The organism is Oceanobacillus senegalensis, from assembly GCF_900176885.1.
Taxonomy (GTDB): Bacteria; Bacillota; Bacilli; order Bacillales; family Amphibacillaceae; genus Oceanobacillus; species Oceanobacillus senegalensis.
In genome coordinates this window covers 2,830,330-2,850,098 of record NZ_LT839648.1, presented here as the reverse complement: position 1 = coordinate 2,850,098, position 19,769 = coordinate 2,830,330, and the positions used below count along the sequence as shown (strand labels likewise).

The 19,769-nt window shown below is 36.4% G+C and carries 18 protein-coding genes; 11 read left to right on the top strand and 7 right to left on the bottom strand.

Features of this window, described 5'->3' with window-relative positions; genetic code table 11:
- Positions 1 to 67 precede the first annotated feature (67 nt).
- Both CAO17_RS13795 and CAO17_RS13790 read left to right on the top strand, forming a co-directional pair.
- Positions 68 to 304, top strand: coding sequence for a hypothetical protein (locus CAO17_RS13795; RefSeq protein ID WP_085993262.1), 237 nt, complete (start codon positions 68 to 70; stop codon positions 302 to 304).
- A gap of 14 nt (positions 305 to 318) precedes the next feature.
- Positions 319 to 1,554: a Zn-dependent hydrolase gene (locus CAO17_RS13790; RefSeq protein WP_085993261.1), complete on the top strand. Its 1,236-nt coding sequence runs from the start codon at positions 319 to 321 to the stop codon at positions 1,552 to 1,554.
- Between the two features lie 77 nt (positions 1,555 to 1,631).
- Here the strand turns inward: CAO17_RS13790 and CAO17_RS13785 are convergent, their stop codons facing one another.
- Positions 1,632 to 3,296 (bottom strand): PucR family transcriptional regulator, encoded by a 1,665-nt coding sequence (locus tag CAO17_RS13785; protein WP_085993260.1) that lies wholly within the window; start codon positions 3,294 to 3,296, stop codon positions 1,632 to 1,634.
- Between the two features lie 188 nt (positions 3,297 to 3,484).
- Here CAO17_RS13785 and CAO17_RS13780 point away from each other — a divergent pair, with 188 nt between their 5' ends.
- The 5 genes from CAO17_RS13780 to CAO17_RS13765 all read left to right on the top strand — a co-directional run bounded on the left by CAO17_RS13780 (position 3,485) and on the right by CAO17_RS13765 (position 8,881).
- Positions 3,485 to 4,843 (top strand): aspartate aminotransferase family protein, encoded by a 1,359-nt coding sequence (locus CAO17_RS13780; protein WP_085993259.1) that lies wholly within the window; start codon positions 3,485 to 3,487, stop codon positions 4,841 to 4,843.
- Positions 4,844 to 4,985: 142 nt separating this feature from the next.
- Entirely contained in the window at positions 4,986 to 6,497 is a 1,512-nt protein-coding gene (locus tag CAO17_RS13775; protein ID WP_085993258.1) for a CoA-acylating methylmalonate-semialdehyde dehydrogenase, read from the top strand.
- A gap of 165 nt (positions 6,498 to 6,662) precedes the next feature.
- Positions 6,663 to 6,788, top strand: a complete 126-nt coding sequence (locus tag CAO17_RS21930) for a hypothetical protein (RefSeq protein WP_281252938.1) — start codon at positions 6,663 to 6,665, stop codon at positions 6,786 to 6,788.
- Positions 6,789 to 6,803: 15 nt separating this feature from the next.
- Positions 6,804 to 8,387: a sodium/proline symporter gene (locus CAO17_RS13770; RefSeq protein ID WP_245831851.1), complete on the top strand. Its 1,584-nt coding sequence runs from the start codon at positions 6,804 to 6,806 to the stop codon at positions 8,385 to 8,387.
- The gene (locus tag CAO17_RS13765; RefSeq protein WP_085993256.1) at positions 8,384 to 8,881 is read left to right on the top strand and encodes a hypothetical protein; all 498 of its coding nucleotides are present in this window, start codon (positions 8,384 to 8,386) and stop codon (positions 8,879 to 8,881) included. Before CAO17_RS13770 ends, CAO17_RS13765 begins: the two co-directional genes overlap by 4 nt.
- A 46-nt stretch (positions 8,882 to 8,927) precedes the next feature.
- Here the strand turns inward: CAO17_RS13765 and CAO17_RS13760 are convergent, their stop codons facing one another.
- The 4 genes from CAO17_RS13760 to CAO17_RS13745 form a co-directional block, all read right to left on the bottom strand.
- A complete protein-coding gene (locus tag CAO17_RS13760) occupies positions 8,928 to 9,989 on the bottom strand; it encodes a C45 family autoproteolytic acyltransferase/hydrolase (protein WP_245831850.1) in 1,062 nt (353 codons plus the stop codon).
- Positions 9,986 to 11,608, bottom strand: a complete 1,623-nt coding sequence (locus tag CAO17_RS13755; protein ID WP_085993255.1) for an amidohydrolase — start codon at positions 11,606 to 11,608, stop codon at positions 9,986 to 9,988. Before CAO17_RS13755 ends, CAO17_RS13760 begins: the two co-directional genes overlap by 4 nt.
- Positions 11,609 to 11,708: 100 nt before the next feature.
- A complete protein-coding gene (locus CAO17_RS13750) occupies positions 11,709 to 13,181 on the bottom strand; it encodes a sodium:solute symporter family protein (protein WP_085993254.1) in 1,473 nt (490 codons plus the stop codon).
- Positions 13,181 to 13,399 carry a hypothetical protein gene (locus tag CAO17_RS13745; RefSeq protein WP_085993253.1) on the bottom strand — a complete coding sequence of 73 codons (219 nt, stop codon included), beginning with the start codon at positions 13,397 to 13,399 and terminating at the stop codon, positions 13,181 to 13,183. The genes CAO17_RS13750 and CAO17_RS13745 overlap by 1 nt, the downstream gene beginning before the upstream one ends.
- A gap of 516 nt (positions 13,400 to 13,915) precedes the next feature.
- Between CAO17_RS13745 and CAO17_RS13740 the strand changes: the two genes are divergently transcribed.
- A complete protein-coding gene (locus CAO17_RS13740; protein ID WP_218775567.1) occupies positions 13,916 to 14,206 on the top strand; it encodes a hypothetical protein in 291 nt (96 codons plus the stop codon).
- A gap of 46 nt (positions 14,207 to 14,252) precedes the next feature.
- Here the strand turns inward: CAO17_RS13740 and CAO17_RS13735 are convergent, their stop codons facing one another.
- A complete protein-coding gene (locus CAO17_RS13735) occupies positions 14,253 to 14,513 on the bottom strand; it encodes a YiaA/YiaB family inner membrane protein (RefSeq protein WP_085993251.1) in 261 nt (86 codons plus the stop codon).
- 323 nt (positions 14,514 to 14,836) lie between these two features.
- Here CAO17_RS13735 and CAO17_RS13730 point away from each other — a divergent pair, with 323 nt between their 5' ends.
- Positions 14,837 to 15,958, top strand: a complete 1,122-nt coding sequence (locus tag CAO17_RS13730; RefSeq protein WP_085993250.1) for a DUF4145 domain-containing protein — start codon at positions 14,837 to 14,839, stop codon at positions 15,956 to 15,958.
- A gap of 77 nt (positions 15,959 to 16,035) precedes the next feature.
- Here CAO17_RS13730 and trpB read toward each other — a convergent pair whose 3' ends face one another.
- Entirely contained in the window at positions 16,036 to 17,205 is a 1,170-nt protein-coding gene (gene trpB / locus CAO17_RS13725; RefSeq protein WP_085993249.1) for a tryptophan synthase subunit beta, read from the bottom strand.
- 224 nt (positions 17,206 to 17,429) lie between these two features.
- Here trpB and CAO17_RS13720 point away from each other — a divergent pair, with 224 nt between their 5' ends.
- Complete coding sequence (locus CAO17_RS13720) at positions 17,430 to 18,326, top strand: TetR/AcrR family transcriptional regulator (protein WP_085993248.1); 897 nt, start codon at positions 17,430 to 17,432, stop codon at positions 18,324 to 18,326.
- Positions 18,323 to 19,732 carry an MDR family MFS transporter gene (locus tag CAO17_RS13715; protein WP_085994492.1) on the top strand — a complete coding sequence of 470 codons (1,410 nt, stop codon included), beginning with the start codon at positions 18,323 to 18,325 and terminating at the stop codon, positions 19,730 to 19,732. The genes CAO17_RS13720 and CAO17_RS13715 overlap by 4 nt, the downstream gene beginning before the upstream one ends.
- Positions 19,733 to 19,769 lie beyond the last annotated feature (37 nt).

Sequence of the window (19,769 nt, the reverse complement as noted above, 5' to 3'; positions counted from 1 at the left end):
GTGGGGGGAGGTGGAATGTTCTCCTATATTTACCTTACGATTTATCTTAGAGGAGGGATGCTTGAAAATGTCTAGTTATGATGAATTTATCGATGAAAAGCGCCTCATTGATGAGTTGATGCAGGATAATTATTGGATAAAAAATATTAAAGGGACGTTGGAAGGCGATTTAGTGGAGTTTGAAAAAATAGATGGGTCAGCTTCCCATCGTACCATTCGACTAACCAACCCAGATAGCAGGAAATATATTACAACACTAGTCATGAAAGGAAAATTACAAAAGCACAAAAAGTTATTTATTTAATGGAGGTAGTATATATGGAAAAACAAAAAGTAGTAGTAAATGGGGAACGCTTAAAACAGACGATAGAAGAATTTGCTGACTTCGGACGAACAGAAAATAATGGAGTAACACGCTTAGCGTTATCTAATATCGACATTCAAGTAAGAAATCACTTTAAATCTTCATGTGAGGAACTTGGAATGACAGTGAAATGGGATGACATGGGAAGCATGTATGCTACGTTGCCAGGTCTAGATAATAGTAAGCCTCCTGTTGTCATTGGATCTCACTTGGACTCTGTTAAAAAAGGGGGACGATTTGATGGTGCTCTTGGTGTTATAACAGGTCTTGAAGTGGTTCGAACATTGGTTGATAATAATATTAAGCCACAAGTGCCTATTGTTGTTGCTAATATTACAAATGAAGAAGGAGCAAGATTTGAACCTTCTATGATGGCTTCTGGAGTTATGTCTGGTCGCTTTGATAAAGGACAGATGCTAAAGTCCACAGACACGAAAGGTGTAACATTTGAAGAAGCTTTAAAGGCAAGTGGTTATGAAGGTGAAAAAGAAAATCGACTTCAAGATGCGTCTGCATTTATTGAGTTGCATATTGAACAAGGTCCAGTGTTAGAAAATGAATCAATTGATATTGGAGTTGTTGAGTGTGTCGTTGGCATGTGCTGCTATGAAATTGAAGTGACTGGAGATTCCGATCATGCTGGTACAACGCCAATGTCTATGCGTAAAGATGCATTGTTCGCTGCAAATAATTTAATAAACGAGATCCGAGATAAAATGAGTAAATTAGATAGTGATTTGGTTTACACGATTGGTAGAGTGGATGTTAGTCCTAATATTCATACCGTTATTCCAAATAAAGTTGTGTTCACAATTGAAGCACGTCATAAAGAAGCGGATACCATCCGTCAGGTGGAGGATATTATTCAAGGTTTGACTGAATCAGAAGGTAGAGAAAAATGTGCGGTGACTGCTAACAAACTATGGGATCGTGATACGGTTTGGTTTAATGATCAACTTGTTAGTACTATGGAGAATTCTTGTAGTTCTTTAGATTACACATATAAACGAATGCCTAGTGGTGCTGGTCATGACGCACAGTTTATTGCAACGTATATTCCGGCTGCTATGATTTTTGTACCAAGTGTGAATGGAAAAAGTCATTCTGAGGATGAGTTAACATCTTGGGAGGATTGTGAAAAAGGAGTAAATGTTGTATTGCAGACGGTATTGGAATTGGTTGCAAAATAATTGAAGAATATAGTTGTAAGCTTTACGATGTTTTAAGTTTTTAAAGGGCGTAGATGATTTATCTATGCCCTTTTCTATCAGCTAAAAACCAGTGTTCTATGGCTTGTGCCTTCTTTTTGAAGTTCTTTGTATTCCAAAAGGTGATAGGCAGTTACTGCCAATTCAATGGCTTGTCTATTCACTGGATTCATAAAATCTTCTCCTAAGAGATTACTAATCTTTTCTAACCGATGGTATAATGTCTGTCGTACAATATATAGGCGTTCTGCTGTTAATTTTTTGGAACCTAAGCATTGTAAGTACGTTGAAAGTGTCAGTAAAAGCTCGCCTTTTGTCTGTTTATCATAGTTGAGTATTGGTCCTAAGTATTCCTGAACAAAGGTATGTAAACTATCATGTTCCAACATTTCTAATAGGACGCGATAGACTCCAATATTCTCATAAAAATAAGTTTGTATTAAGTTAAATGATTGGATAAGAATGACATTTTTAGCTTCTCGGTAGCTTGAATCAAGAGTGTTGTAGTCCTGCTTAAGGTTACTAATTCCAATCGTACATTGATTCCCATAAAAGATATTTTTTTCTTCAATGCGTTTTATTTCCTCTGAAATCTTTTGAAATCGATCCGTATCCTTTTCTGCTTTATCATTCTTATAAAAGGAAGCAATAACCACTATCTTATCTTTACTGATAGATATGGCAGGAATACATCCACCTTTTCGAAATAAGGAACGAATAATTATGGATTGTTGCAATTTGATTTCTTCCCAATCTTCTCTATTAGTATTAGTCTCAAAGTTATGGTTTTGGATTAGAAATAAGCGGTAATTTAAGTTCTTTGCGGGAGCAGGAAGGACTTTTTGTATTTCTGTTCCATCACAGTTTTTACCTTGGATAAGTCTACGAATAATATCTTCTTCCTGATTCTGTTTCCTTTCTTCTATTGTCCTGTTACGCAGCATGATTTGAGCGATAGCCAAATTAGCCCGATCAATTAGGGAGAATGAAAATTCGTCTAATTCACTTGATTTGTGTTTAAGGCATAAATATCCCCAGGTATGTCCAAGTCCTTTTATAGGGAATATCAGATAATAATGACTATCTTGTAAAAATTTCCCATATTGCTTTGTGCTGCTCGTCTTTTCGATTAAAGTTTGAAAGAAATCACAATCATCTTTTGCTTTGGGTGGATAGTAGTAGTTTTTCGTATCATCTGTCATAAAAAGGATATCTATATTCATATGAAGATATAGTTCTTTTAAAATTTTTAAGATGCCATTGGGGAGTAAGGAAAGTTCATTAACTGTTTTGGAAAATATATTAAGCTGACTTAACATGTGATGATGATTGTTAATGATTAATGTGTGAAGGTCTTGTGTGATATCGACAAATTTAACGATTTCATTAAATACAATTAACGGAAAATTGTGGTCATTTCCATATTGAATGATATCTGGATGGATTTTTTTGATGTTTGTTCCAAGTTCGATGCAAATGCCTGCTACATTCTTATTTTTTAATTTTTCAATATACGGAATCCCCTCTGGAGAGTCAAATTGGATTCCAGAACCAGTTGTAAGGATGAGCTCACCACCATTAATAAATGACTCAATATCTCCTGCTTCCAGAATGTGTGTCCATTTAATTTCTCGCTGTACTCCAATTAAACCTGCAACAAGTTTGGCATTCCGAAACACGTCACGTGATAAAACATCTTCAATTGTAATTGCCCACTTCTCCATTTAATTCCCACCCTTCAAATCGTAAAAGGTAAACCCGAAAAATTTAACAGTTTGTTAAATGACTACTTGATATATCCATTATACAATAGATTATGTAATATACTTAAAATTTTGTCAAATCTAAATAGTATTAATTAAATAGGTAGTAGCCGCCATTTGGACATTAAGTTAAAAGGGGGAAGATTTTAATGGAAACGGTTAAAAAAATGCAGTCACTTACAGAAAGGGATCGTCAAAATATATGGCATCATATTTCACCTTATAGTGAAAAAAATCCACCAATGATTATGGAAGAAGGTAAAGGCTCTTGGATTACGGATAGTGATGGAAATCGTTATTTAGATGGTATGTCGGGTCTATGGTGTGTGAACGTTGGATATGGTCGTGAGGAATTAGCACAGGCCGCATATGATCAAATTAAAAAAATGGCTTATGTGCCGATGACACAAAGTCATTTGCCTGCCATTGAGTTAGCAGAAAAGCTCAATGAAATGCTCGGTGGTGACTACATGATATTCTATTCGAATAGTGGCTCCGATGCAAATGAGGTTGCATTCAAAATGGCACGCCAATATCATCAACAAAATGGTGATGCTAACCGTTATAAAGTTATTTCCCGTTACCGTGCATATCACGGTAGTTCGATGGGGGCATTATCTGCTACTGGTCAGGCTTTAAGAAAATATAAATATGAACCACTTTCATCAGGTTTTTTACATGTTGCTCCACCAGATAATTACCGAAAACCAGAAGGAATGTCTGTTCGTGAGTACAATATACAAAAAGCAAGAGAGATTGAAGACACAATTATTTGGGAACAAAAGGAAACAATCGCTGCTGTCATTATGGAACCGGTTATTACTGGTGGAGGAATTCTTATACCAGACCCAATTTACGTCGAGAAAGTTCAAGAAATCTGTCATAAACATGGTGTGTTATTAATTATTGATGAAGTTATCTGTGGTTTTGGTCGTACTGGTCAGGCGTTCGGACATCAGCATTCTAATGTGAAGCCTGATATTATCACAATGGCTAAAGGGTTAACAAGTGCTTATCTACCATTATCAGTAACAGCTGTTAGAAAAGATATCTATGAAACATTTAAGAGTGGAGAAGAAAATAGTCATTTTAGACATGTCAATACTTTTGGTGGAAATCCAGCAGCTTGTGCATTAGCACTAAAAAATATTGAAATTATGGAAAAGGAAAATTTATACGACCGTTCCGAGGAATTAGGAAATAAGTTGCTACAAGGGTTGGATGAGATACGTAGCTATGATTATGTAGGTGATTTACGTGGACTTGGATTAATTGTGGGTATTGAAATGGTGGAGGATAAAGAAACGAAAGTACCTGCATCAAAAGAACGTGTAGGGAAAATAATTGCAGATTGTAAAGACAATGGATTAATAGTTGGGAAAAATGGAGATACCGTGGCTGGATATACGAATATTATTACACTTAGTCCGCCGCTTTCTAGTACAGATGATGATATTGATTTTATGATTGCTGTTTTACGTAAAGTATTTAAAGAAAATATGGCATGAGACATCAAATACGATTGGAGTAAACATGCGGTCTATTGATTATAAGGAAGAATCTCGTAAATAAGTATATACAACGAAGTGGTGTAATTAAGAGGTAGGCAATAGTTGTTGGAATGATTAAATGAAAAAAGGGGGCTCTTAAATGGAGACTGTATCAGTCAAATCTATTCCACATTATATCAATGGTGAAAAAGTGGAAGGGACAAATAGCCGTTTTGGATTTGTCTATAGTCCTTCAACAGGAGAGAAAATTGCTACTGTACCATTTGCTTCAAAAGAAGAGGTAAATGAAACGGTGAAGCTAGCAAAAGAAGCTTATAAAAAATGGGAAAATACCTCAGTGGGAAAAAGAGTACAGGTTCTTCATAAATTTAGACAGCTACTTGTTGAAAATACAGATGAATTAGCACGATTAATTGGAAAAGAAAATGGCAAAACCATTTCAGATGCTAAAGGGGAAATAAGTCGTGGCATTGAATCAGTAGATTTAGCTATTGGTGCACCACATATTTTAAAGGGAGAACATTCTGTTAATGTTGGTGGTGACATTAATTCCTACTCCATGAAACAGCCTTTGGGTGTTGTAACCTGTATCTCTCCATTTAATTTCCCTGTTATGGTTCCACTTGCAATGAGTGTTATGGCGGTTGCCGTGGGAAATGCGATGATTTTAAAACCGTCTGAGAAGGTACCATGCTCTGCAATTTATATTTCAGAGCTTTGGGAAAAAGCGGGATTGCCTTCGGGTGTGTGGAATGTGATAAATGGGGATAAAGATACGGTCGATGCCATTATTACTCACGAAGACATCCATGCTATAAGTTTTGTCGGTTCAACAAAGGTGGCGGAGATTATTTATGAGACAGGAACCAAGTATCATAAACGAGTAAATGCATTTGGTGGTGGGAAAAACCATATGGTCATTATGCCGGATGCAGATATAGATAAAGCCGTTGATTCTTTTATAGGTGCAGCATATGGCGCAGCTTCACAGCGTTGTATGGCAATATCTGTTGCGATGCCGGTAGGAGAAAAAACTGCTAAAGTCTTTACAGAAAAGTTAAAAGTTAAAGTGGAGAAATTAAAAGTAGGTTCGTTTGATGATGAAGATGTGGACTTTGGTGCCGTAATCAGCGAGGAAGCAAAGCAAAGTATTCTTCTAGCTATAGATCAAGCAGTGGAGGAAGGAGCAAATATCGTTGTAGATGGTAGAAAAGCTGAAGTAGAAAACAACAAAGGATTCTATCTTGGTGCAACACTACTTGATCAGGTTACCTCAGACATGAATATGTATAAAGAAGAAGTATTTGGACCTGCACGGATTATTGTTAATGTAGATACTATTGATGAAGCAATCGACCTCATTAATGATCATAAATATGGTAATGGTGTCACCGTATTTACAAATAGTGGTCGTCACGCAAGGAAATTCACACAAGAAATTGAAGTTGGTATGGTTGGTGTGAATGTTCCAATTCCTATCCCGGTTGGGTATCATAACTTTGGTGGCTGGAAAGGTTCAAGATATGGAGAAGGGCAAATGTTCGGTCCAGACACCGCTCGATTTTTCACGAAAACAAAAACAGTATCTGAAAGATGGTTTGATCAAGAGGAGACAGAAAACGAAACAAACTTCGATTTTCCTAGTAGTTAGGAAGTAGGGTCAGGTAATGACCCTACTTTTAAGTGATCCTAATAGCCTTATAACCATATAATGTAAGCCTTTTCATGCGCTTGAAGGAAGCTTCATAACAATAAGTAAGAACAATGCTGGATATAAAGATTTTTTATAAAAATTAGAATGGAGGAGGTGGTTTTGATGTTTAACCTTCCGGCAGAAACATTTTGGTTACTAGTACCATGGCCATTTTTTTGGTTAGGACTTGGGATTGTTATGTATTTTAAACTAAGAAAAGAAGATCTCTATGAAGAGGAAAACGAATAATGATTGATTCAATAGATGAGGAAAGGGTGGGAGAAAATGAATCTGGATATGATTGTTTTTATAATTTATATGTTATTTTTACTTGGCATTGGTTTATCTTTTTCACGTAAAGTAAATAACTCCGTTGATGACTATATTCTTGGTGGTAGAAGTTTAGGACCCGCTGTTACGGCCTTAACAATGCAGAGTACATCTATGAGTGGTTACATGTTTATGGGGGGACCAGCACTTGCTTTCCAACAAGGTTGGTATGCCATTTGGTATGCCATTGGTGATGCCGGTGGTTCGATTATTAACCTTTCTGTACTTGGTAAACGAATGAGAAGGATGTCGGAGCTATTAGGCGCTTTGTCTCCGATTGAGTATTTGGAAAAAAGATATGAGAGCGTAGCAGTGAAAATCGTTGCTTCCATTATTTCTATTGTTTTTCTTTCAGCATATGTTTTTGCACAATTTATTGCTGCTGGGAAGGCATTGGAAAGTTTAACTGGTTTTAATTATCAGCTAGCACTAATCCTAGGTGTAGGTGTCATTATCATTTACACGGTAACAGGTGGTTATCTGGCTGTTGTGTGGACGGATTTTGTACAAGGTATCATCATGGTACTTGGTATTGCAGGTATTGCCGTAATGGCACTCTTTCATATTGGTGGATTATCTGGTATCAATGAAGGGTTAGCAGCAATTGATCCCACATATTTAAGTATTTGGGGTAAAGATTTAGCTTACTATGGACAATGGGGGATGGTGCTTGGTGCTATCCTAATTTATGCTATTACTTACATGGGTCTACCACATGTAGTGGTCCGTCACATGTCCATGCAGAGTACGAAGACCGTTAAGGGAGCTATAATAGTTTCAGCTGTGTGGAACCAAATATTTGTTTTCACACCATATATACTTGGTTTCGCAGCAATTATTATGCTTCCGAATATATCCGATCCTGAAATGGTAATCCCTATGCTAGCTTATACATTTTTTCCTGGAATATTTGCTGCTATATTGCTTTCAGCCTTGATGGCGGCTATTATGTCAACTTCTGACTCCATTTTGATGCAAACAGGGACCATACTATCTAGGGATATTTATCAACGATTAATTAACAAGAAAGCCAGTCAAGAAAAAGTAGTCCTTGTATCACGCCTATGTATTTTATCGGTAGGGGTTGTTGGTATTATTGTTGCAATCTATCAACCACCTAGTATCTTTGCTCTAGTTGTATTTGCTTCAGGTGTGTTGGGGAACAGCTTCATGGTGCCATATATTGCATCTGTTTACTCAAAAAAAGCAAACAAAGTTGGAGTTATGAGCTGCATGATTGTAGGTGCTTTGACTAACATTATTTGGACTACAGCTACACTAGATGCAGTAACAGGTATTCACCCGTTCCTAGCCGGTGTTATCATGTCTATTGTTGCGATGTTAGTTGGTAATATGTTTGGCACACCTCCTTCAGAAGAAATGCAAGGAATGGTAGAGAAAGCAAAAGGGCCAAGACAAATTCCGAAAAATATTAATAAAAATATTTCATTTGATCTAAGCCCAGAAGCTAAAAATATTTCTAAATTTATTCAAGCAGATATGGGGTTAAGTAAATGATGGAGATCAACACGCAGGAAGTTTCTTTTACAGAAGAAAGAATTATTCGTTCGTTAGGGAAAATGAAAGCAGAAGTAGATTTCTCAGTGAAAAACTTAGTTTATTATCCATATATGTTTTACGAATTTGACTTTAAGAATAGTAACCCTATTTCTCCATTAAAAGGAAATGTGGGTTGTACAATTGATGCTATAAGTGGTACTCCAGCCCTTGTTGACAAAAGGCCTGCATTCATTATGCAGCAATTAACAGATGAAAAACCGCTTCCTGTCCAACTAGAAGGGGAAGAAGCTAAACATTTAGCGCAGGAATTTTTATATCGTACAATTTCTAGGAAGATCAAGGTTATGTCAGCACCTAATATTGCTCTAAAACATCATGAACTATTTTACCGTCCATGCTGGGTGGTGAGTGGAAATAAGGGGAATAAGGATACCTTTACATTAATCGTTGACTCTATATCTGGTAAATATCATCCATTGAATGTGGAATGACAAATAGAGCCATAGTCAGTTCGTTCTGACTATGGCTCTTTCTATGTTACGAATCTTTATGTTCACATGGTTTACCTTTTATCCAGAACAATTCATTATTGGTTAAATTCATAACGATACTAAACACGGTCTCCATTTCTGTAAGCATCGAATCCTCTTCATCATCCCCAGCATGACGACAAATAGAAGTTGGATAATTATCATGATTGGAAAGTATTTCGAATAGATTTTTTTCATCTACATTATCCTTATTTAAAGACTGAATACTTTCATTTATTGTATGAAGGCGATGGTAGGAGTTTGGTGCAATATCTTCTTTAATAGATTTCTTCATTTCTACGGAACATAAATGATTGGTATGGGTAAGTACTCCGTTTGCTCCTTTAATTTCGGCAGTACGAACAGGAGAGACCTCCATGCTTGCTAGATCCCCTGACCTTGCTGCAATTAAAAAGTGAGCAGGAGAGGCCATTTGATTATTTTCTACTTTAGAAACAGCTTCTTCATATGATTGGGACTCTAGTATGGCTCTAAGTCCTAAATGAATAGGTACTTTTGGTTGCCATGTATTGGTTACTAATGCGTTCAAGCAAACCCCAACACCTGCACTATTCAACCCAATTTTCCCAATAATACCTGCTTCTGTAATCATTTGTATGGTTGGTAAATTTTCCTGTTCAATTTCAAGGTGAATTAAAGAATTCACTTGAGCACCTTTCCAATCCCAATTCTGTGCCAACCAAGTTTTAGAGGTTTTGGGATTGGTTAATGCAAAGGATGTACACCCATCAGGTGTATTGGCTAGTGCAATCTCACTTCTTGTATTAAGAGTAAGGATATCTTCAAATGGAACAGCTGCACCATCAGCTAGACCTTCCATCTCCTTTAAATAATTATCATTATACTCTTTGATGGCAGGGACATGTAATAATGCTTTATTACATGCCTCTTGCCAGGAAATGCCTGATGTTTCACGGAATAACTTTTTATAGGTATTTAAACTGTTAAGGATTTTATCTTTTACCATACTTCCATGTTTAAAACCAATTTCATAGGAGGAACCAGAAAGTTTCAAAACGGTACCCTGTTTGGATAAGAATCCAGTCATGCCCTCCCTCCTTCCTTTGTTTGATTATAAACGATTTCTCCATCAATCATGGTCCATTCCACTTGAACCTCTGGCAGTTTTTCAATTTCTGCATCCATAATCGAACAATCAAGTAGAACTAAGTCAGCTAATTTACCTGGCTCAATACTACCTTTAATATTTTCTTCAAAAGAAGCATATGCACCGTTCCATGTATACATGCGGATGGCATCAAGAATGGATACGGTTTTATCTTCACCAATAACTTGACCAGTACTTGATTGGCGTGATACAGCAGCATGTATACCACGCATTGGAGTGAAATCTGTTATCGGGCAATCTGAGGCGATGGCAGCTGGGATATCAGCCTTTTTGTAATCGTTCATAGGATACATATATGTGGCTCTTTCGCCGTAATTCTTTACGTAACCGTCCCCATATTCATATAAAAATGCCGGATTAGGAATTGGTACAACGTTTTGCTGTTTCATTCGTTCTATTAGATCGGGCGCAGCGATTCCAGCATGTTCAATTCGGTGTCTTGTGTTCTCTCTTGGATAGAATTGATTGGCTTTTTCTATGGTATTTAATAACATATCAACGGCAGCATCCCCTTGCGCATGGGCTGTAATTTGCCATCCATTCTCATGTGCAGGAAGAAATAATTCGTCCACTTCTTCCTGGGAGAAATAATGGATTCCGTAATTAGTCGAATCACTAGTGTATGGATCTCGTGTCCAAACTGTCGGCCCACTACTGCTCCCATCAAGGAAAAGTTTAACAGGGCCAATTTTGAACTTGGTATCGCCTAATCCTGTGAAAATTCCAGCTTGTACCATGTGTTTGACAATTTCTTGTGCATTATTCAAAGCTCCAACCATTGCATAAACTCTTTGTTTTATTAAACCTTTTTGTGTATCAGCTTGTAGTGATCTTAGGTTATCTAGCCCGTAACCAGTTGCATCGTGTATAGATGTAATTCCTTTTCCAGCAAAGTGATTAGAAGCAATTTTATGCGCTTCAGATAATTCTGCTTCTGAAAAACCAGCTTTGGCGAACATTTGCATGTGTGCATTTTCAAGAAGTAATCCAGTAGCTTCCCCTTTAGCACTACGATCAATTTTACCGCCTTCAGGGTTTGGAGTATCATTATCAATGTTTGCTAGTCGTAATGCATAACTATTTACAACAGAAATATGCCCACATGTTCTCGAAATAATGATTGGATGTTGACTCGTAACCGCATCTAATTCTTCCTTCGTTGGAAAACGTTTGTCTTTAATGGTGTTTTCATTGTATCCCCATGCTCTAATCCATTGACCTTTGGGGGTTTCTTTCGCCCGTTCCTTGATTTTTTTTAGTAAGTCATCGATAGTTTGGATGCTTTCACTTTTGCAAGAAATAGATAAACAGTTTGTTCCATACATCGAAATGTGTATGTGTGAATCTATAAAACCAGGAATAAGAGTTTTACCGTTTAAATCTATGACTTCACTGTCAGCATCTTTAAGAGTTAATATGGTTTCATTAGATCCAGCTGCAATAATTTTGTTCCCTTTTACGGCTACCGCCTCCACTATTTGATTATTCTCATTTACCGTAATTACTTCTCCATTTATCAAAAGATATTGTTTGTCCATTAAAAATTCCTCCTATAAGGTGATTCATATTAATTTTGTGAGAATATTCCCTGGCTGAATGGAACTTTACTTTGCATCGATACGAATGATGGGAGATGATTCATCTTTCATAAAGCTCGTCCATCATATCTGGGAAGAAACGTTCAATCGTTTCTTTTGATGCTGGTTTCGTCATTAGTGATACGAGAGTAAAGATTATTGTGTTTGCAATTAACCCCCAGATCCCAGCATGTATATCAAATGGATGTGGGATTACGAAGGAAAAGATAACCGTTACAATAAAACCACCGAATAGACCCCAGAAGGCACCATGCTTTGTAGCTCGAGGCCATAAGAAAATACCAATAATGGCTGGAAATGCTTGTGCAATAAATCCATATCCAATTAATAGAATGTATACAAGGCTCGCAGGTTCTAAAATGGAAATCGGAGCAATAATAAATGCCATGATTGGGAAGATAAGCCGTCTTGTCCATTTTCCTGCTGTTTCATCATTCCACTTAAAGAGTGGCTGCAACACATCTTTACTATAGCTTAATGCAGTAGCATGAACACATGGTTCACTAGAAGACATGGCAGCTGCTAGTGTTCCCGCTCCGAGTAAACCAGCAACAACAACTGGCATTGTATCAACGGCTAATTGGATAGCAACTTGATCAGGATTATTGATATTGGGGTACATAAATATTCCAATAAACCCTACAACAATCATTGGTATCAAAACGAGATAAAATGTAGGTAGGACGGTAGCGGATCTCCTAATTGATTTTTTTGATTCCGCTCCCATCCATTGGATCCAGTGTGTCTGCCAAATAGAAAAAAAGGAAATTAATATAGAAGTTGTCCAGAAAGTAGCGTTCATATCGCCTAATCCACCAGGCAAGGTAAAAAATTCAGGGATATCTTGTCTTACACGTTCAAAGATTGGTGTGAAGGAAAATCCTCCAGTAAATTGTTTGGTTGCCCATAATCCAACAAAGAACGAAACAAACATCATTAGCGCTCCTTGAAAGGCATTTGTTACACCAATTGCTTTCAGGCCACTCTTATATAAATAGATGGAAATAGCACCCAATGATAAAAATACACCAACCCATGTTGGGATTAATCCGTAACTCATGACATTTAGGATATAAGCAGCACCAGTTGTTTGAATCACGGCATAAGCCAAGATTCCAATTGAGGTAACGATAGATGCTAAGCCACCAAGTGCTTTACTTTCATATCGGTCAGTTATGGCAGCAGATTGGGTAACATGATTATACTTTTTTCCCAATTCCCAAACCTTTGGACCGAAATACCATGCAAGGATTGCCATATAGGTTAAGTAGACAACAACATATAATGCGGGTACTCCTTTGGAATAGGCCCATCCAGGTGACCCCATAAATGTGTATGCGCTTACACCCCCGGCCCCAATTAATAAATACATCATAATTGGTCCCATACTTCTGCTACCGACACCCCATTCTTCCACATTGTCCATATTTTTACCTTTACCAGCAGAGAAACCTAAAATGATAGCAATGAAGATATATGAAACGGTTATCAAAAATGGTATATATTCATACATCAGTCAACCCCTCCGATCCTATTAATGAGTACCATTGCAAACGTTGTTATGATGATAAGAAAGATTGACCAAACCATAAGAAGCGGCATTCCAAATAGAATAATTTCTTGATTAAATAAGTGAACAACTGGCCAGCTACCTAAAATAATAACGAAGGCAATCAGTCCAACACTAAACCAGCCTTTTCCTGTTTTGGGAAGTTTGAATTTTGCTTTCATGTAGATCCTCCTTGAATTGCAGTAATTTATTGAAGACTAATAGTGCAAATGGTGTTACTATGGGAACTCCGTTAAGTCCTTATTTGTAATAGATTTTGAAATTAAACCCTCCTCAATAATAGACTGAAAATATAGACTGCTTTATATTATAATTCAATTTTTTTTAACTGACATTAAACAAATAGTTAGGATTTGTTGTTTAACTTTTTTACATAATGTAAAGAGGTTACCTTTAATGGTGAAATTTTCTTATGCGTGATCTATACTATTTTCTGTTATGTCTATCAAAATATTCGATGAATATTTAAAAAGTGGTAGGTATTTCTACACCTAAATGAACATAGAATTAAGGTGAAAGTCTCTATTAGGGGGGATTAAATCGTACGTATTCTGACCTTTATTTACTATGCTTTTATCTCAAGTTGTTTTATTATGGAAGTTGCCATGATCACGTTATCTATTCGAGGACTTATTATTGGCGATAGGACTTTTATATTTCAATACTTTATTAGTTTATTGACAATTACATTTATATTATTTATTTTACTTCTCACTCATAAAAAATCATTTTTAAAAGGATTTGAATATGTTACATTTGGAAAAATCCGAGGAATCCCAATAGGAATGACGATTATTGGATTGTCCCTGTACAGCATTTTGGATGCTATTTTAATTGTTTTATTTTCCATTCCAAAACAGATTTTTTTAAATGTAGTAAACGTTATTATAAGTATGGTTATCTCCGTTCCAGCGTATGGAAGTTTTTCAGCATGGTATTTTCAAAAGAAATCTAAGATGGATGATTAGCCTGTACTACTGGCTTTATCATCCATCGTGTAAGTGGCATATTAATCTAATCGTTCTCATTTCCTCCTTTTTCTTTTCTTTTCATTTCTGCTATTATTTCATCGTCCTCTGAATTATCTCTTGTTACCTTCTGGGTGAGGATTGCTCCAACAGCCACCAAAAGCATTACAGCCACATAGTATCCTTTTTCATTTAATTCCATTTCAGCGTTATAAAGACCGATTAAAAATAAAGCGACCCCAGCTGCGAATGTAAAATAAGCTAGGAAAGTAAATGCAGGAGTATTTCTCCGTCTATATCGATTCATGTGGATAACCCTCCATCATTCATTTTATTTCATTATATAAATATATTTTTTTGTGTGAAAAAAAAACTACTTTAGGAGTTTTTTGAAGTAGTAGTTGGGAAAAAGTTAAAGAAATGTCCTTGAGTGGTCATCTGTTCCGATTTATATACGAATAGGATGTTAAAACTGGAAAAGTTTTCAAAGTACAGGAAGAATTGACGGGGATAAAGGGAGTAGAGTATAGCTTAACAGGGAATGATGTGTAAATCTCTTTTTAGGTCTATTTACTGCTGTTCCCTATGTTAAAATAACATATGTACATGAATATCGGGGGAATTATCATCATGGAATCACAACCTTATTTTTATCAATTTTTAAAACCAATATCAAAAGAACTCTCTTATGTTGCTAGAGAATTAGAATATAGTATATTCACAAGTCCGCGGACTATGCTAACACATGCTCGGGTGTTTGTTGAAAATATTCTCCAGCATATTATTGGACTGGAAAAGCTATCCAAGGATAGGTATAGTAATTTGTTAGAACAAATAGAGCTATTGCAAAAACAAGAAATCGTTGATCAAGATATTTATGATTCCCTACATTTTGTTCGTAAGCTTGGGAATCAAGCAGCACACAATGCCCGGGCTTTCCGGTATTCTGAGGCATTATTATCATGGGAAGCCGTATATAAAATCGTCAAGTGGTATGTGGAAGTTTATGGTCCAGTAGATTTAATGGTTCCAGATTATCAAGATCCAAAACCACAAGAATCGGTGTCCTATGATATAACAGAAGTACAGGAAAGATTAAAAGTGTTGGAAGGATTGTTAGTTTCTTCCTTACAAGGAGGAGAGAAATCTGTTAAAAATGAAGAGGTTGTTGCAGAAAATGAGGCAGAACCCCAATTGTATACACAGATACCTCCTGGATTTACAACAATACGAAAATTGAAATATAAAGGGATGACATTAGAGGTTCCTTATTTTCTTCGTGATGCTTTTCTTTTACCACAGCGATTTGATAAATCAGAGACATTTCTCATTAGACTTGGTTCTGAGCAAGAGGCAAGGATTATGAGTGAATTACCAGAGAATCTGGAAGGAATGCATAAACATGTGAAGCGTTATGGTGATAAGAATGATGAAAATCTTTTTTATGAATTAGAGCAGTTTATAGAAGAAGAAAAACATCGAAGAAAGATAATTCTTGAACGACCTGGAGAACTTTTTTTATTTTACAAATCTGATTATGTTATTCTCACAGAAGATTTATCTAAAGTCCAACTCATTTCCGAAAACTTTTCGGGAATTCCAAGTTTGGTTCGTCAATTGCATGAGGATCAAATCAAAACTGTTGGACAATTACCAAAGGAACTTGTTATTTTAGCAAAATATGAAAATGTTGGAATCGGAACTGTGGAGAAGCTGTTTGAGCAATTAAAAAGAATGCAAAGGAAAAGATAGTAGTTAGGAAACCTTCTCTAACGTCCAAGGAATTTTATTTATAAAGGAGCAGGAACTAATTTCCTGCTCGCCCTCTCTTATTTAGTTAACATGTCATAAACCTGATTCACGTCTTTGTCACCCCGTCCAGAAATATTAACGATAATAATATCATCTTTGTTTAGCTCTTTTGCAAGTTTCATAGAATGTGCAACAGCATGGGAACTTTCTAAAGCAGGAATGATACCTTCCACTTTTGATAATTCCTGTAAGGCTTCCAGTGCTTCCTGGCCTGACGCGGTTACATATTCACCTCTGCCAATGGAGTGTAAGTAGCTATGCTCTGGCCCGACACCTTGATAGTCTAAACCTGCAGCAATCGAATTGGTTGGTTTTGGATCACCATTTTCGTCAAATAAGGTTAGTGATATATAACCATGAAAAACAGCTGGTACCCCTTCAGAAATCGTTGGAGCTTCTAATGGTTCGACACCGATTAGGCGAACACCTTCGTCTTCGATGTAGTTAGCAAAAGAACCAATTGCATTACTTCCACCACCTGTACATGCAACAATAGCGGTTGGTAATTTGCCTTCCTTTTCTAAAATTTGTTGTTTTGATTCTAGACTGATTATAGATTGGAAATGTTTTACCATTTCAGGATATGGATAAGGACCAACTGCAGAGCCAATGAGGTAGAAGGTATCCTCATGGTTTTTAACAAGGTCTTCAAAAGCTTCATCTACCGCTTCTTTTAATCTTCCACGTCCTTTATCAACTGCCACAACTTCAGCCCCAAGTAGCTGCATTCGAAATACATTTAAAGCCTGTCTTTCTGTATCCAGTTTACCCATATAGATTGTACAAGGTAATCCAATCATGGCACTAGCAGTCGCCGTTGCAACACCATGTTGCCCCGCACCAGTTTCTGCGATAATGCGTTTTGCACCCATGCGTTTTGCTAGAAGAATTTGTCCAAGGGCATTATTGATTTTATGTGCTCCTGTATGATTCAGATCTTCACGCTTTAGGTAAATCTTAGCTCCACCTATTTTTTGTGTAAGATTTTTAGCAAAGGTTAGTGGATTTTCACGACCAACATATTCTTTCAGATAATAACGAAATTCCTCTATGAACTCTGGGTCATCCTTATATTTCTCAAACTGTTTTCCTATGTTGTCTAAAATCACTTTTAATTCATCAGGAACAAAACTTCCCCCAAACTCTCCAAAATAACCTTTCTCAACTTTGCTATCTATACTACTCATACTAAACTCAGCTCCTATTTTTTGTTTATAAATGAATATGAAACTATTATAAAGGAAAAGTATGAAAAAGGAATTATTTAGTTCGAAGACATTCGACAAAATCCAGAAAATACTAAGATTAGAATGGAAGCGTGGGTGCTTGACAATAGTTTTTATATCAGTTAGTATTCGTGTCATGACTCATAGGTCAGTAAATATGACCAAACGGTTTTGGGGGTGAATTTGTGGGTAGAAGAGATGAGTTAATTAGCTGTGGGACACGGTTATTTTCAGAAAAGGGTTTTCATCAAACATCCGTACAGGAAATAGCTCAGACGGTTCATATTTCTAAAGGAGCTTTCTATAATTTTTTTGAATCTAAGGAAAGCTTATTAATAGAGATATTAAAAGAACACTATGAAAATATGATAAAGCAAGCAAATGCGATGAGTCATCTTAATGGGGTGACGAAGAAGGAAGCTTTTATAAAAAAGTTAAGTATGGAATTGGAACAGCGTCTTAGTAATCGTGAATTTTTTACAGTTTTATTTAAAGATTTTCCTCCAAATAAAAATGAACAAGTAGTACAAATGATGAAAAGGTTAAAGTCATCTATGTCCGAATTACATAAAGATACCTTTTTGGAGACATATGGTGATGAAATTAAACCATTCATCACGGATATCGTTATTATGTTTGAAGGAGTTTTAAAGGAATATATTATCTCGGTCATGCTTAAGAAAAATGGTAAGCAAGTAGATATTGAGAGATTAGCTAGATTCATTGTTTTAAGTTTTGACTCTATTATTCAATCTCTTCCTTCCATGGAACCAGTGCTTACTGAAAATCAAAGTGCCTCTTATGTAAGTAATGTTAAGAAAAGAATAAAAAATTGCATTCTATTAATTGAAGAAAAAATAAAAAACCTATCTGTAGATACTTTGACTAAAAATAAACTACTAGATTCACTTTATCTACTAAAGCTAGAATTGAAAAAAGAGGAAAAACAATCTTTTTTAGTCGAAGCGTTACTAGTCTACCTAAAACAAGAAAAGGAACTTACTGATGAAATCCAACACTTTGAACGTTTGTATAAGAGATTTGAAATGATGAATGGGAAGGGGATCGATGTTTGGCAATGAGTGAAATGAATAAGGAACAGAAGGATTATAATAAATGGGCAATCATGCTCGTATTATTGTCTGGTGCATTCGTCGCAATTTTAAATCAGACGTTATTAGCAACAGCATTGCCGAACATTATGGCAGATTTGAAATTAGAATATAATGTTGCCCAATGGGTTCAGTCCATTTTTATGCTTGTTAACGGGATTATGATTCCTATTACCGCCTTTCTAATTGGTCGTTTCACTACACGGAATTTATTTTTAACTGCATTAAGTCTTTTTGGGGTTGGCACAATCATTTGTGCAATTTCACCTGGTTTTTCCTTATTAATGGTGGGAAGAATCCTTCAAGCCTCTGGAGCTGGTATTATTATGCCATTGATGCAAACGATTCTATTCCTAATATTTCCTCGTGATAAGCGGGGGACGGCAATGGGGATGTTTGGGCTAATTATTGCCTTTGCACCTGCCATTGGACCAACATTGTCCGGATGGATGGTAGAGAACTATCCGTGGAGAAGCTTGTTTTATATAATTTTACCTATAGTCATCATTGATATAGTGTTAGCTTACTTTGTTCTTATAAACGTCACAAAACAAACCTTTCCAAAACTGGATATGTTATCGATTGTTCTATCCACCTTAGGATTTGGTGGTTTATTATTTGGATTTAGTGCTGCAGGGGGAGAGCAAGGATGGGCAAGTGTACCGGTTGTTTCGTCACTAATTATTGGTACAATTTCTCTAGTTTGGTTTATTTTAAGGCAACTTAAACTGGAGGAACCTATTTTGGAATTTAGGGTATTTAAATATAAAATTTTTACCTTGACTACTACCTTAGGGATGATTGTATTTATCGCAATGATTGGATCGATGGTTATCTTGCCATTATTGATGCAGGATATGCTCGGATTCACAGCCCTAGAATCGGGATTAGCGTTATTGCCGGGTGCCGTAACGATGGGATTGATGAATCCTATTACAGGTAGATTGTTTGATAAATTTGGTGCTAAATGGCTCGCTATCATAGGGCTTACCATTCTTGTCGTAACTACGTTTATGTTTTCCATTTTAACGACTGAAACTAGTTTTACCTACATTGCAGTGCTAAATGCGGTTAGAATGCTAGGGATTTCAATGGTTATGATGCCTGTTACAACAGCTGGATTAAATGAATTACCGATGGATATCATCCCGCATGGAACGGCAATGAACAATACGATGCGTCAAGTAGCTGGTGCTGTAGGAACAGCTTTGATGGTAACTGTGATGGCAAATAGTAGTAATCCTGCAGAGGGATTGCAAGGTTTAGTTCATGGTGTGAATGTATCCTTTATCGTTGCTGGAATTTTTGCTATTGCAGGCTTATTGCTTTCTCTGTTTATAAATAACTCGCGGCCGGTAGCTGCTGATTCAAATTGATGGAGTAGAATAAGTAGTTATGATTGTATTAGTCATA